Below are 15,049 nucleotides of genomic sequence, written 5' to 3' on the forward strand. Positions count from 1 at the left end.
ATTCTATAAATATTCTGCCCCGCCAAGGCTTTTGCTGATAAAATAATCTTTATAAGTTTCCATATAAATCCGAAGAGCTGTTTTTTTTTAAAGCTTCAGAGAAGCAACATATTTATAGAAGAAAATAAACGGTTACAAAATAAAGCTCCGGAGGAGCGGCATATATTATAGAAATAGGTCGCTCCTACGGAGCTTTTGTCATTTGTTACATTGATATTCTATAAATATTTTGCCCCGCCAAGGCTTTTGTTGATAAAATAATCTTTATGAATATTCCATCTATTCGAAAGAGCCATTTTTTGAGACATTCCTTTTTTATGCATTTTGCCGTTTATTTTAAACAATTTGGCGATGATTCTGTCGTTATTAAAAAACAGTTCGACGATTTTTATCTTTACTAAGATAAAATTTGCTGAAAGAAATTGAAATAAAAATTAAGAATCAGAATGAAAAACATAACCCTATTAGAAGCAGGTTTAATTTTAAGAATAGTTTTAGCCATCACCATGCTTTCAGCTGTAGCTGATCGATTTGGAATCTGGGGAGCGCCGGGCTCAAATGGCGTGGCGTGGGGAAATTGGGAAAACTTTGTAATTTATACTAATACCTTAAATCCTTATGCAAACAAGGCTACTGCCGAAATTTTAGGAGCAGCCGCAACAGTTTTAGAAGTTGTACTTAGTCTGTTGTTATTGTTTGGATTTAAAACCAGAATTGCCGCTTTAGGAACTGCTTTTTTATTGTTCTTTTTCGGATTTGCAATGGCCGTTTCGGTTTCGATAAAAGCACCTTTTGATTATTCGGTTTGGACGAGCGTTGCAGCGGCACTTTTATTAGCTAATATTGGCAAATCGGCTTTTGCTGTTGATAACAGAATCTAAAATCTAAGAAAGCAGTATCTATTTTACTCAGCTAAAAACAAAAAGGACAGATTGCTCTGTCCTTCTTCCCCAAAATATTTAAAACACCCTAGTTTTATAGAAGCGCTTCTACGTAATTCGCTATTTGTGAATCTGTTTGGGAACTAAAAGACGACTGCACTAATTGGACGGTTAAAAACAAAGTGTCGTCTTTTAATTCCATTTTAACCTCATCATTATGTTCTGAATTCGTTAAGTGAATGGTACTCATTTTTTCCTGAAGGGCTTCTTTTCCCATATCATCAGAACAAATCTTTTTCACAAATGACTCTACATCGTCAAAAACAATATCCAGTCTCGACAAAGGATACTGGTCATAAGCTGTAAAAGTATTCCAGTCTATATCTACTTTAATATCGTAACCTGCTTTTTCTTTTAGTTTTGCTTCAAAAGCAGGAATTTTTTCTGTTTTAATTGATTCTGCTAAACGTTTTTCTGCTAGTCCCATATCTAATTTTAAATTATTAATTACACAGGCAAATGTATTTCTGCTCCCGTTACCGGACATCACTATAAATAGTGATTTTCATTTTATTTCAGGAATGATTTATAAGATCAATTCTGCCTTTGTTAGTTATAATTTCTGTGAGCATATCCGATTCATATCCCATAAGTTTTGCTTTTCTGGCTTCTTTTAATGCTTTGGCAGGTTCTTTTAACTTATAAAACATTTCTCCCAGATTACAGATATAAATAGGTTCTTTAGGATTTATTTCGATCGCTTTTTCAAAATAGGACAGCGATTCTTCGTATCGCAGTTCAAGATCCAGTATACAGCCAAAACTATTGTAAATATGTGCCAGCGTGGCGGGCTCATGTTCGGTTTTGGCAAAAAAATAATTTCTTTTACTGTAACAGGCTTCAAAACCCTGAGTGTACCATAAAATTCTGGCTTCTAAAAAATACGCAAATCCGTACCTGGGATCAAGGTTCAGAATTTCATTGCATTTCTTTTGTGCCGATTCGTAATCCTTACTAAAAACAAAATCCCAGGCTTCGCTTAAAAGTCTTCGTTTGGTATCATCTTCTTGTTTTTCGTGCTGTTCTTCCTTCATTTCTTTTTTACGGTTCTCATTGAAGGCGATTTCCCAGCCGCTAAATATTTCTTTTCTGTTTCCGGCTGCAATTGTAAAAACCAAATCTTTAGTATCCGGATTTTTAAAATCCAGTGAAAAAGTAATCTGATTTTCCGGATTCTCATTTAAAAGTTCTTCCATACAACGGTTTAACTGCTGTATATCGATATGCAGTGTCATCCACGAAAACAAATAAGATCCCCTGAAAACAAAAGTGATACTTTTAGGCAGATGACGCAGCACAGGTTCAGCAATAGCTTCTTTTTCTATTTTGCAGCTTTTAAAACAGGCATCGGTTACTTCCAGATAATGACGCTGATCCAGTCCTGAAAAATTTAAATTCCAGACAGCCTGTTTCTCTTTAAGAAGAAAACGTTCCTGTATGCCATTCGATTTTCTAATACGTTCTAAAAGTTCTGAAAAACGTTCTGTGTTATTATAATATTTATGATTAAACCTGTTTGTTATTATTTTTTCTTCTTTATCCGCCTGACTGATTTCAACTATATCAGACGTTGGGAAGTCCAGTAAAACTGAGTCATCATTATATAATACAAAGCCTCCGTTCTGGTAAATATGGAGGTACATGCGTTTTGATTTCTTTCCCCTTACTTTTTTGGATTCATTCAATGGATATTTCTCTTCTTCCAGTTCTAATTTTTCAAAAGGAAAAGCGGTATCCACACTAAAATATTGGTCTTCCACTATAGAATACCAGGACATTATAAAACGATCTGCACCAAAAGGAATATGAACCAGACCCGAAAAAACGGACTTCTGTAAATGATAATATTTAGAAGAAACGTCCATTTCTGCCAATTCCTTATCTGAATAAAAACAGCTGTCGTTTTCTATTTTTATATCGGAAACTAAATATTTAGAGGAATTAATAAAACTAACAGAATCTATACAGGTTAAAAGTTCCCTGTCGTGATATATACTTAAGGACGTTTTGAAATACGTATCGGCCAGACGGACTTTTGTATAATAATGAGATCCGAAATAATGCACATAATAGACAATGGGAGTTCCCAATAAAAGCAGCAGCCAGATCCCAAAATACAATCCTTTGAATATTCCCGTTTTCTGATACGTTACCAAGGCATACACTCCATAATCGGTAAATAACAACAGAATGAGAATTAAGATAACTCCCAGTACAAATTCGAACGTAATTTTTGAACTTGATTTCCCGTAATAATAGATGTAAAAATACCCGCACCAGGCTGTCACAATATTAAATAATAAAGCAGTGCCCCAGCCAAAAACATAAAGCAGTCCGTAAGTAATAACAGAAGCAGCGAACACTAATCCCACAGGAAAAAAGATTTCACCGCTAAAATAAACAGGTTCTGCTTTTTGATACGAACGATAATTTTTCATCATTTGTTTTTCTGTTAAATTGAAAAGCCAAATGTAGAAGTTCGACAAAGGCGGGATGTCATTATAAATAGTGATTTTCTTGTACTAATTTTTGAAATTTAATCGCAAAGCACTCCAAACTGATCATAAAAAATTTTTAAGGTATATTTAAGGTCGTAATCCTGTTTCGAACAAATATGTATTCGTAAATTAGCATCGAACAAAATTTATCTTAATGACAGTACTTACTTTTACCCTTATAATGCTTCTTGGGGCTTGTTTAGCCGGTTTTATTGGTTCATTATCGGGTCTTGGCGGAGGTATTATTATTATCCCGCTTCTAACTATTATTCTTGGTGTCGACATTCATTATGCTATTGGTGCTGCTCTGGTTTCGGTTATTGCTACTTCTTCGGGCTCGGCTGCGGCTTATGTAAAAGAAGGGATTACCAATATGCGCCTTGGGATTTTTCTTGAAATTGCCACCACCATCGGGGCCGTTTGCGGTGCTTTGCTTTCAACCATCGCTCCTACTTCATTTATTGCGGTTCTATTCGGGCTTACCTTAATTTTCTCGGCTGTTAACTCACTTCGAAAAAAGGAAGAACATATTGTTCTGGAATCAAGTCCGCTGGCTAAAAAATTAAAACTGGAAGGTACTTACCCAACACATGACGGACAGGTTGTAAGTTACGGGACCAAAAATGTAATTGGCGGTTTCAGTATGATGGGAATTGCCGGAATGATGTCAGGTTTACTGGGGATTGGTTCAGGTGCTTTTAAAGTAATTGCGATGGACAATATTATGAGAATTCCGTTTAAGGTTTCTACCACAACCAGCAATTTTATGATGGGCGTTACAGCCATGGCGAGTTCTGTAATTTATATTCAGAAAGGCTATATCGAACCGGGAATTTGTATGCCGGTTGTTATTGGTGTTTTATTTGGTGCAATGGCGGGAGCCAAAGTTCTGGTGAGAACCAATCCTAAAAAATTGAGAATCTTTTTTGCCTGCCTGATTTTTGTACTGGCACTTAATATGATTTATAACGGAATTAATGGAAAAATCTAAAGTTATGCAGCACGAAAAATTTAGTGAAAAAGATTTTCAGACAATCATTGGTAATTTATTGCGATACGGAGTCTGGATTTCATTGTCGGTTGCTTTTATTGGCGGTATCGTATATTTAATGCATCATGGAAACGAAATCGAAGACTATTCTGTTTTTAAAGAAAACGACCGGAATATATTCGAAGTTATTTCAACCGTTTTAAAAGGCACCGCTTCCGGAAACGGGCAGTATTTAATTTTCTCAGGCATCATTTTATTGTTCCTGACCCCGGTATTCAGGGTTTTGCTTTCCCTGTTTTCTTTTCTTCTGGAAAAAGATTACCTGTATGTTGTGATTACCTTAATCGTTATTCTGATTATCATAACGAGTATTTCATTTGGGTTTTCACATTAAATAAAAATTTCACCCTTTAAGTATAAAACCGCTTTACCGGATAGTTTCACCCTGTCATTCCATAAAGTACAGTGTAAACTTCCGGTTCTTTCTGAAAGCTGAAAAGCCTTCAGCGTACTTTTATTCAATTGTGCCGACCAGAAAGGTGTAAGAGTGGTATGTGCTGATCCGCATACCGGATCTTCATTTACTCCCACTGCCGGCGCAAAAAAACGGGAAACAAAATCGTAATCGTTTCCTTTTGCCGTAACGATGATACCCCTTGCTTCCATTTGGTTTATCAATAATAAATTGGGTTTCAGATCCCGTACCTCTTCTTCTTTATCAAAAACAAGCATATAATCCGTTTTACCTTTGTAAACCGCAATTGGTGTTCTGTTGGTTAAAGATAAAAATGATTCTGTTAATTGTATTTCCTCATAATGATCCGCCGGAAAATCTAAAACAAAATGATCTCCCTCAGCTGCAACCGATAAATTACCGCTCCTTGGAGAATAAAATTCAATTCTGTTTTTGGTAAATCCTTCTTGTGTAAACAAAACAAAAGCTGCCGCCAGAGTGGCGTGTCCGCACAAATCTACTTCTGCAGCCGGAGTAAACCATCTTATTTCAAACTGATCGCCTTTTGGTACATAAAAAGCGGTTTCTGATAAATTATTCTCCGAAGCAATTTTTTGTAAAAGTGCGTCCGGAATCCACTCCTTCAGCGGACAGACGGCTGCCGGATTTCCTTTAAAAACTTCTTCTGCAAAAGCATCAACCTGATATATCGAAAGTGTCATAATTCTAATTTTTTTACAAATTTAGATCGGAATACTATTAGATCACAGATACAATAATTTACTTTTTAACGGATACAGTTTAAACAGCATTTTTAATCAGCAGCCCTAACCGTTTTAAATCAGCTTCAACTTTTGGTTTCCATTCCAAAGCAAAATTCAGGCGCAGGCAATTGTTGTACTGGTTATGATGCGTGAACATTCTTCCGGGCGCAAAACCTATTCGCTGTTTTATGGCCGTATCGTATAAAACTGCGGTATCAATTCTCTTGTCCAGTTCCAGCCAGAGAAAGGTTCCTCCCTGGGGCTGAGAAATTTTAGTATTTTCCGGAAAAAAATCTTCAATCGTACGCTGAAAATGAAGAGCATTCGTGTACAGCGTGCTTCGAAAATTTCTTAAATGATGATCGTATCTTCCGTGTTCCAGAAAATCGGCAATTACTTCCTGAAATAACAAAGGTGTAGAGATCGTCTCCACCATTTTCTGCCGGATAATTTTATTTTTGAATTTTCCCGGAGCCACCCAGCCTACCCGATATCCGGGAGCCAGTGTTTTGGAAACAGAACCGCACCACATTACAATACCGGCTTCATCAAAATACTTACAGGGCTTGGGTCTGGCTGTTCCAAAGAACAAATTACCGTACAAATCATCTTCTATTAAAGGAATATTATGATAAGTAAGCAGTTTTACCAGCTCCATTTTATTTTCATCCGGCATCAAACTTCCGAGCGGATTACTGAAATTGCTCATAAAACAACAAACATCAATTTTATGGATGACTTTTTTTAAAGCGTCTAAATCGACACCGGTGACAGGATGAGTAGGCAGTTCTATAATCGAAAGCCCCAGAGTCTGGGCAACCTGAATGATACCAAAATATACAGGGCTTTCAATGGCAATCGTATCCCCTCTTTTGGTTACCGCCATCAAACAATTGTAAATAGCATTCATAGCGCCCGAAGTAATCACAAAATCATCTTCAGAGAGCTTTCCTTCTAAAATAATCGACCATTTGGCAATGTTACGCCTCAGGTTTGCATTTCCCTGAACCGGACCATAACCCGAAGCCGTTTCTTCTAAATGATGCACTGCCTTTATAATTCCTTTGTTGAGTTTGGCAACAGGCAGCAGGCTTTTATCCGGAACTCCCAATGAAAAGCGGGTAATACTTTTATCATCGAGACTCTCAAATACTTTAGTAATCAAATCTTCGGGCGCTGCCTGTTTCTCTGATATTTTTAAAATATTCATCGAAGGAATAGAAAGCTTCCTGTTGGAAGTTTTACTGACATAAAAACCGGATTTTGGCCGGGATTCTATTAAGGATTTGCTTTCCAGTTCCAGAAAAGATTGTTTGACGGTGTTCAGACTTACATTGTGCAGTTTTTGCAAAGCCCTGATAGAAGGCAGTTTGTCTCCTATTTTTAAAGTTTCAGAAAATATCTGTTCTTCAATGATAGCTGCAATTTTCTGGTATAAAATTTCCTTAGCCATATCCCTGATTTTTATCTGTATCCGGTAAATTTACAATTATTTAATCTGTAACCCCTTCTTTTAATTACACATTAATAGCCAGTTACTTATTTTTTGAGCAGATTTTTTAATTTGAGCAGAACGTGTAACCAAATCCGGAAACAAAGAATCACAGCTGTTTTGTGCATGTTTTTTCAAATTCTCTTCCGCTTCTACCGTAAAAAAATCCTTTTCCCAGTATGAATTAATTTCGGGTTTTCCCTCACTGTTTGTGATAATAAAAGCATAACCAACGACTTTGTTTTCAAATAAAGCAACACTTAAAGGAAGACCAAAATCATTCATAAATGACATTGGTACAGCAGTTGGACTGGTGCGTTTCTTTATCTTATTCTGATATATATTGACAACTGATTTTAGAGAAGATAAACTAACGGAATCAAATTGCAGGTCTGTTGTTTTTGTGGTATCCATTGCTAAAAGTATTTAATTATCAACAAATTTAAAACGGAAAACAAAACAGGTACAGATACAAAAATGAAACAAATACAGGATACAGTTTTTCAAATTGCCTTTTAGTAAAATTTAATATCTTTACTATTATGATAGAAATAGGAATTGACAGTTTTGCTTCGGCAATGTACGGCGATAACAACACCTTAAGCAGTGTTGATGCCATGGAACAGCTCCTGCAGAGAATTGAGTCTGCAGATCAGGCAGGTCTGAATGTTTTCGGAATCGGAGAACACCATAAAAAAGAGTTTTTAGATTCGGCTACAGCCGTTATTCTGAGTGCAGCCGCAGCCAGAACCAAAAATATAAGACTCGCAAGTGCCGTAACGGTTTTGAGTGCTGCCGATCCGGTAAGGGTCTATCAAAGTTTTGCTACTCTGGATCTGATTTCGAAAGGAAGAGCTGAAATGGTAGTGGGCCGCGGTTCTGCCATTGAAGCTTATCCGCTTTTTGGTTATGATCTGAAAGATTATGATGCTCTTTTTAAAGAAAAATTACAATTGCTTTTGCAAATCAGGGATAATGAATTTGTAACCTGGAAAGGGAAATTTCGCCCGGAACTAAATGATCTTCCAGTTTATCCGAGAGCTTTACAGGAAAAAATGCCAGTCTGGCTGGGAGTCGGCGGAACACCGGAATCTTTTATTAGAGCCGGTTCTCTTGGTTTACCGTTAATGGTGGCTGTGATTGGCGGACAAACTCATCGTTTCAGACCTTTAATCGATTTGTATCGTCAGGCAGGTGAAGCGGCAGGTTTTAAACCGCACGAATTAAAAGTGGGACTACACTCCCCGGGTTACGTTTCTGATACTACCGAAAAAGCAATCGAAGAATATTATCCGGGTTATGCCGAATTATGGACCAAATTAGGTTATGAACGCGGCTGGCCTCCGGTTACAAAAGGCAAATTTGACGGATTAATTGATGATTTAGGAGTTCTAATTGTTGGAAGCCCTGAAAGAGCTGCAGAGAAAATCCTTCGCCACAGTGAAGCACTTGGAGGTATTGACCGATTTACATTTCAAATGGATAATGCCGGGCTGACACACAAACAACTAATGAGTGCTATAGAATTAATTGGAACAAAACTGATTCCGCTGATTAGAAAAGGATAGTTCTTTTGCCACAGATTGCACAGATTAAAAGATTTTTTTTTTATGAATAGCGTCCAGCTTTAGCTGGATGAAAAATATAGCAAAAGTCAAAAAAGGCTTTAGCCAAACTACAGATGTTTGACTAAAGCCTTTTTTTTAATCTTAATTCATAACCTCCAGTTAAAACTGGAGGCAATTCAAAAAACCTTTGAACCTAAAACCGTAGAACCTCAGCATCTCAGAACCTTAGCACCTTAAAAAAAAAGCATCCAACATAATCGTCAGATGCTTTTTTGTGTAATTTGTAATTTTTCAGCTAAACCAAGCCCTTAGAACTTGTAAGTCACACCCACTCTAAAGTTTCTTCCTGCTTCGGCCTGCCAGTAATAAGCCTGCAGCCACTCGTAGTAAGAACCACTGTATAGGTATTTATCTAAGATATTAAATACATTTGCCGTAACTTTTACCTTTCCTATTTCATAAGATAAACCTCCATCCAGCTTAAAGTAAGTAGGCAGTCTCTCAAGACCTTCTCCCCAAGTATCCGTCTGACGTCCGTCAAGGAAAGTTCCTCCTATAGAAGCGCCTAATCCTTTTACTTTACCAGATTGAACCGTATAATTTAACCATGCATTTGCTGTATGTTTGGCATATCCCGGAACAATATCACCTACATTAATACCACTTACATTAGATTCGGTTACAACAGATTCAGTAAAGGCATAATTTGCTATAAGATTAAGTCCGTCAACTATTTTTCCTCTTACGTCAAATTCGATACCCTGGGCTCTTTTTTCTCCCAAAATCATAGATAATGGTTTTTGAGGAGTACTATTTGGATCTGATGTTAATTCATTTTGCTTTACAATTCTATAAGCTGATAAACTGGTATTCCATGAACCATCAAACCAGTCTTTTTTGACACCAAACTCTAAATTGTTACCAGTTAACGGTCTCAACTTACCATTTGTAACAACTCCTGATTGAGGTGTAAAAGCCTGATCGTATAATCCGTAAACCGCAAAATCGTCAGTAACAGAATAACTTAATCCTACACGCGGCGTTACATGGCTATCCTCATTTGGTTCTGTCAGATAGCTGCTAGTCTGACTAATCCATGTATATCTTGCTGCAAGAGTTAATCTTAATCTGTTATTAAAAAACCCAAGTTCATCCTGGATGTAACCTGCTGCATATTGTGTACCATAAAGTCCTCCTGCTCTTTGGCTCAGCGGAGTCTCGTGATCAAATTGCGGGAAACCGTTTGATGGTGTTCCATAATTTGGATTATAAATATTAAAAGGATTATCAGCAGTATCAAGATCATGAGATTGTCCCCAGTCTGCGGCATAATCTTTATCCCCCAAATCTATTCCTCCTAAAACTTTATGGCTCACCGCTCCGGTATTAAATTTACCATTTACGAAAATCTGTCCCAGAAACATATTACTATCTGCATCCCAGATGCCCACATTTCTGATAATTTCTCCGTTTGCAATATCTCCATTTGCAGTCGGTGATGGTCCTACAGCCGATGGCCATGAACTGTAACCTTGCTGAATATATTTAAAATAAGAGGTTTGTGCTGTTAATTTCCAGTTGTCATCAAATTTGTGTTCAAATTGTAAATAACCGCTGTGATCCTGGATATTTGTATCTGGCAAGCCTGGCGCTGTCATAGTAAAATCACGCGGCATAGTAGCATACCCGCCTGCTTTTGGTCCAAACACATAATAAGAACCAACCTCTGTCATATTTGCATATTGAAAGTTGTATTCAAATGTCATTTTTGTTTTGTCATCAAACTGGTATGAAATCACCGGCGCAATTACATAGCGGTCATTGTGTTCATACGGACGGAATGAACCTTTCTTTTGGGCAGCTCCGTTAAAACGGTATAATAACTTTCCTTTTTTATCTAACTTCCCGTCAAGATCTAAACTTACTCTGTAGAAATCGTAGCTTCCTACCAAAGCACTTACTTCTCCTTTTGTAACTCCGGTTGGTTTTTTAGTCACCACATTGTACAATCCGCTTGGGTCACCGCTGGAAAGCATAAATCCTGCCGGTCCTTTTACAAACTCGATATGATCTACAAAACTCATATCTTCTGTTAATGGTCCCCAGTAAGAAGACACTACGTTGAAACCGTTACGGAATGCCTGAACCTGAGAACCTCTCATTGTAATATTGGTATACAGGTCTCCCCAGTGTTCCAAACGTACAGCTCCACTCACATTACGAATAACTCCGTCGCTCATACTTGTAATCTGCTGATCTTTTAAAGTCTGACCGCTTATGATCTGAACGTTTTGCGGAATTTCAAGTACAGGAGTCTGAAGACGTAATGACAACGAAGGTTTGTCCTGTTTGTATTTATTTTTTGTAATAACAACTTCATCAAGATCTTCCTGGCTTTCAGAAAGTGAAAAGTTTTTCAGGGCAGTCTGCCTTGCAGTTACTACTACAGTGTTTTCAACCGGCTGGATCCCAACTGAATGAACGCTAATAGTGTAAGTGCCTGGCTTAACATTTCTAATTTCGTACTGTCCGTTTTCATTCGTAACAGCAGAATATCTTGTTCCTTTAAGTGCCACAGATACTCCTTCTGCCGGCTGATTACCGCTTAAAGTAACTTTTCCGTTTATTCTCCCCAATTCCTGACTCATTGCATTCAAAGAAGTCAAAAGGAACATCAAAAAACAAACTTTCTTAATGATATTTATGCTCATTTTAATAAAATTTTAAGTTTTGTTTGGCAAAAGTAATGGCTAATAATTTGTTTTCCAAATTATTTTAAATCATTCTAAATAAATATAAATAAATAACACTAATTAGTGATATATTTACACTTAAACCTGTATATACTCTTACAAAAATGCAGCTAATTGAACAAGTCTGCTTATCTTTAATCCTTAAAAACAAACTTTCATCCAAAAACAAATCGAATTATGAACACTTCTAATACCACAAGAAAAGTAGCTATTGTAGGTTATAACCGAATTCCTTTTGCCCGGGCCAATACCGCTTACGCCGATGTAAGCAATCAGGAAATGATGACCGCAGCCCTTAACGGACTAATAGAGAAAAACAAACTGCAGGGGGAACTATTAGGTGAAGTGGCCGGAGGTGCTGTGATCAAACATTCTTATGATATGAATATGATCAGGGAGTGTGTTATGAAAACGGCACTCGATCCCGCTACACCTGCCTGTGATCTGCAGCAGGCCTGCGATACCGGAATAGAAAGTGCCATTTATATTGCTAATAAAATTGCTTTGGGACAAATTGAATCCGGAATTGCCGGAGGTGTCGATTCGATCAGTGACATGCCGATTGCCGTTAGTGAAAAACTGAGAAAGACTTTACTGAAAGCCCGTAAAGCAAAATCATTAGGAGAAAAAATAAAATTGTTTTTGAAACTGCGTCCCAAAGATCTTTCTCCCCTGGTTCCCAGAAACGAAGAAACACAAACAGGACTTTCGATGGGCGGCCATACTGAGATAACGGCCAAATATTATAAAATAGCAAGAGAAGATCAGGACAATCTGGCCCTTACAAGTCATTTAAAAATGGCCAAAGCCTATGACGAAGGTTTCTTTGAAGATATGATCACACCTTTTAACGGACTGGATAAGGATAATAATTTAAGAAAAGACAGTACTATCGAAAAACTGGCTAAACTCAATCCGGCTTTTGATAAAGTAAACGGAACATTAACGGCCGGAAACTCTACTCCCCTTACCGATGGTGCCTCCTGCATACTTCTGGCAAGCGAAGAATGGGCAAAAGAACGGGGACTTCCCATTCTGGCTTATATCACGTTTGCCGAAATAGCCGCTATAGAATATGTCAAAAACCAGCAGAACCTCTTACTGGCTCCTTTATTTGCCGCCAGCAGAATGCTTGAAAAAGCAGGTTTAAATCTTCAGGATTTTGATTATTATGAAATTCACGAGGCGTTTGCTGCTCAGGTTCTGGCGACTCTGAAAATTTGGGAGAGCCCGGAACTGAGTGCCGAATTAGGCCTGAAAAAAGCCCTTGGCGCAATTGATCGAGAAAAATTAAATGTAAAAGGAAGCAGTCTGGCTGCAGCACATCCTTTTGCCGCAACAGGCGGAAGAATAATTGGGGTGATGGCAAAATTATTAAACGAAAAAGGTTCCGGAAGAGGATTTATTTCAATTTGCGCTGCTGGCGGACAAGGAGTTACTATGATAATTGAAAAATAATTTATCAGCTTTAAAATTAAACCCGACAGGTTTTAGAAACCTGTCGGGTTAGACAAAAAAATAAAATGTCCTCCTATAATCCAACCCTAATAAGAGATGAATTTCATAGCAAAAACGATATCCTTTATTTTCCCACATCGTAAACCAGCCTTTATTTTAAAAGAACAGCAAAAACTTTTTTCTGCTATAATAAAAAAACTTCCAAACGATTTTTCGGATGTAAAAATACAGGCTGAAGACAATAATTTCTGCGGATTTAAAAACTGGGATCTGCATCCGGATTTTAAGTATATAGAAATTCTTTACCCGGGAGAAAATTACTTTAAGTATAAAAAGAGAGGCAGGAATATTAAGATTTCAGGACTTAGAATATTTTCTAAAGTAAATAAACGATTTGAAGAAATTGAAATCCTGCTTTGGGACAATTTAATCTGGGCAATAAAAATCAGTCATTCTAATTATAAACTACAAGAGTTTGACTTATCTACTATTAAAGGAACAAATGTCATTGCAGTTACTTTTGAATTTCCTCCTGCAGAAATTGATAATTTTTATGATAATTTACCCATTGATATCAAACAAAAACTTGATTACAATCAAGTAGAGGAGATTAATTATTTCGGAGAAACTTTTTATACTTTTTACGATTTTGAGTATGAAAATTATTTAGCTGTCGATAAAAATTTAGCCGTATATTCATTATTTCATGATGCTGAACCTATGGTTTTAAAAATGGAAGTGACTTTTACAGAAATTTTAGATCAAATCTCTAAAAAGCAATTTAATAGAGAAGAACATATTGATCAAAGAGCTGTTTTTTAACTATATTCTTACATAGACTGTTCCATTATCAATCTCAAAAGTAAACCCGACAGGTTTCTAAAACCTGTCGGGTTTAACTAATAAAAATGCGTAAATACCCTCTTAAAAAGCAAATTCTTCAACAGAAGACAAAGCTTTTGGCAATGCGTTTGCTGCAAAATCCGGAATGGCGGTTCCTTCAACGCGAAAGGTCGTAACATCTGTCATTCCTAAAAATCCTAAAACAGCTCTTAAATAAGATTCTGAAAAATCATAGCTTTTGTAGGGCCCTTCAGAGAATATAGCACCTGACGCTATCGACAGATATACCTTTTTATCCGTTACCAGCCCTTTGGGACTTCCGTCGGCATAACTAAATGTTTTTCCCGCTCTTGCTACCTGATCGATCCATCCTTTTAAAACCGCCGGGATCCCAAAATTGTATAACGGAACACCAATAACAATGACATCTGATTCCAATAACGTTTTTATAGCTTCGTCTGAATATTTTAAAACTTCAGTCTGTTCTGCTGTATGGGCTTCTATAGGCGTGTAAACCGCACCAATATGCGAACCCGTTAAATACGGCAGAGGTGTTTTAGTAAGATCAAGAGTCTGTACCTGCGTATCCGGATCTGCTTTCACTAATTTATCTATAACCGCACTGGATAACTGATTGCTGAAAGAATTCTCTCCGTTGGTACTGGTAATTATCTTTAAAATTTTCTGGCTCATAATTTCTATTATTTGTTTTACGACACAAACTTATTTACATTTGCTATACATTTTATAGTACTATCCTCAAGGATAGCGCTATACTTGAGGATAGTAACGTTACAGGCATGAAAACAAAAAATGAACTAACAAAAGAAATGGACTGTCAGCCAGAGGAATGTCTCGCTGCATTATTACCGGTAAGAGATGCTTTGGAAGTTTTAAACGGCAGATGGAAACTCCCAATTTTAATCGCTTTATCTAACAGGCCAAAACGATTTAAGGAAATTTCTAAAGATATAAACGGAATTACCGATAAAATGCTTTCTAAAGAGTTGAAAGATCTGGAAATAAACAAATTAGTTACCAGAACGGTTTATGATACCTTCCCGCCAACTGTTGAATATGCCAGAACAGAACATAGTCATACCTTATACAATGTCATTAGCGCATTAAATGAATGGGGCACTTTACATCGTAAAGAAATCATTGGTAAGTAAGTTTTTAACTGCGTTAAGACCTAAACTATTCCTTTTCTTTAGCACAAGCCTGCTGAAACTGCTGGCTTAGCAATTTTTAATTCCCATTATTTCCATCAGAAAGAAGCATCAGACT

General features: G+C 37.0%; 14 protein-coding genes. 7 read left to right on the forward strand and 7 right to left on the reverse strand.

What is annotated here, in order from left to right; genetic code table 11:
- The first annotated feature begins 446 nt into the window (after window positions 1-446).
- Entirely contained in the window at window positions 447-881 is a 435-nt protein-coding gene (locus ACODST_RS13045) for a DoxX family membrane protein (protein WP_488932550.1), read from the forward strand.
- A 94-nt stretch (window positions 882-975) separates the two neighbouring features.
- On the opposite strand, the gene ACODST_RS13050 is transcribed toward ACODST_RS13045, so the two are convergent.
- Window positions 976-1,368 carry a hypothetical protein gene (locus tag ACODST_RS13050; RefSeq protein ID WP_488932551.1) on the reverse strand — a complete coding sequence of 131 codons (393 nt, stop codon included), beginning with the start codon at window positions 1,366-1,368 and terminating at the stop codon, window positions 976-978.
- A gap of 88 nt (window positions 1,369-1,456) precedes the next feature.
- Entirely contained in the window at window positions 1,457-3,382 is a 1,926-nt protein-coding gene (locus ACODST_RS13055; protein WP_488932552.1) for a tetratricopeptide repeat protein, read from the reverse strand.
- A 211-nt stretch (window positions 3,383-3,593) separates the two neighbouring features.
- Between ACODST_RS13055 and ACODST_RS13060 the strand changes: the two genes are divergently transcribed.
- Complete coding sequence (locus ACODST_RS13060; RefSeq protein WP_488932553.1) at window positions 3,594-4,430, forward strand: sulfite exporter TauE/SafE family protein; 837 nt, start codon at window positions 3,594-3,596, stop codon at window positions 4,428-4,430.
- Window positions 4,417-4,824 (forward strand): DUF1634 domain-containing protein, encoded by a 408-nt coding sequence (locus ACODST_RS13065; protein WP_488932554.1) that lies wholly within the window; start codon window positions 4,417-4,419, stop codon window positions 4,822-4,824. Before ACODST_RS13060 ends, ACODST_RS13065 begins: the two co-directional genes overlap by 14 nt.
- On the opposite strand, the gene ACODST_RS13070 is transcribed toward ACODST_RS13065, so the two are convergent.
- The 3 genes from ACODST_RS13070 to ACODST_RS13080 form a co-directional block, all read right to left on the reverse strand.
- On the reverse strand, window positions 4,821-5,606 hold the full coding sequence (locus tag ACODST_RS13070) for a PhzF family phenazine biosynthesis protein (RefSeq protein ID WP_488932555.1): 786 nt from the start codon (window positions 5,604-5,606) through the stop codon (window positions 4,821-4,823). The two genes, ACODST_RS13065 and ACODST_RS13070, sit on opposite strands and share 4 nt — an antisense overlap.
- A 79-nt stretch (window positions 5,607-5,685) precedes the next feature.
- The gene (locus ACODST_RS13075) at window positions 5,686-7,101 is read right to left on the reverse strand and encodes an aminotransferase-like domain-containing protein (RefSeq protein WP_488932556.1); all 1,416 of its coding nucleotides are present in this window, start codon (window positions 7,099-7,101) and stop codon (window positions 5,686-5,688) included.
- A gap of 60 nt (window positions 7,102-7,161) precedes the next feature.
- A complete protein-coding gene (locus ACODST_RS13080) occupies window positions 7,162-7,554 on the reverse strand; it encodes a hypothetical protein (RefSeq protein WP_488932557.1) in 393 nt (130 codons plus the stop codon).
- Window positions 7,555-7,685: 131 nt separating this feature from the next.
- Between ACODST_RS13080 and ACODST_RS13085 the strand changes: the two genes are divergently transcribed.
- On the forward strand, window positions 7,686-8,708 hold the full coding sequence (locus ACODST_RS13085) for an LLM class flavin-dependent oxidoreductase (RefSeq protein ID WP_488932706.1): 1,023 nt from the start codon (window positions 7,686-7,688) through the stop codon (window positions 8,706-8,708).
- 308 nt (window positions 8,709-9,016) lie between these two features.
- On the opposite strand, the gene ACODST_RS13090 is transcribed toward ACODST_RS13085, so the two are convergent.
- The gene (locus ACODST_RS13090) at window positions 9,017-11,419 is read right to left on the reverse strand and encodes a TonB-dependent siderophore receptor (protein WP_488932558.1); all 2,403 of its coding nucleotides are present in this window, start codon (window positions 11,417-11,419) and stop codon (window positions 9,017-9,019) included.
- Between the two features lie 219 nt (window positions 11,420-11,638).
- Between ACODST_RS13090 and ACODST_RS13095 the strand changes: the two genes are divergently transcribed.
- Both ACODST_RS13095 and ACODST_RS13100 read left to right on the forward strand, forming a co-directional pair.
- Complete coding sequence (locus tag ACODST_RS13095) at window positions 11,639-12,919, forward strand: acetyl-CoA C-acetyltransferase (protein WP_488932559.1); 1,281 nt, start codon at window positions 11,639-11,641, stop codon at window positions 12,917-12,919.
- Window positions 12,920-13,015: 96 nt separating this feature from the next.
- Window positions 13,016-13,741, forward strand: a complete 726-nt coding sequence (locus ACODST_RS13100; protein WP_488932560.1) for a hypothetical protein — start codon at window positions 13,016-13,018, stop codon at window positions 13,739-13,741.
- Between the two features lie 102 nt (window positions 13,742-13,843).
- On the opposite strand, the gene ACODST_RS13105 is transcribed toward ACODST_RS13100, so the two are convergent.
- Window positions 13,844-14,455, reverse strand: coding sequence for an FMN-dependent NADH-azoreductase (locus tag ACODST_RS13105; protein ID WP_488932561.1), 612 nt, complete (start codon window positions 14,453-14,455; stop codon window positions 13,844-13,846).
- Window positions 14,456-14,562: 107 nt separating this feature from the next.
- Between ACODST_RS13105 and ACODST_RS13110 the strand changes: the two genes are divergently transcribed.
- Window positions 14,563-14,934, forward strand: coding sequence for a winged helix-turn-helix transcriptional regulator (locus ACODST_RS13110; RefSeq protein WP_488932562.1), 372 nt, complete (start codon window positions 14,563-14,565; stop codon window positions 14,932-14,934).
- Window positions 14,935-15,049: the final 115 nt, after the last annotated feature.

The organism is Flavobacterium sp. FG19 (genome assembly GCF_057809475.1).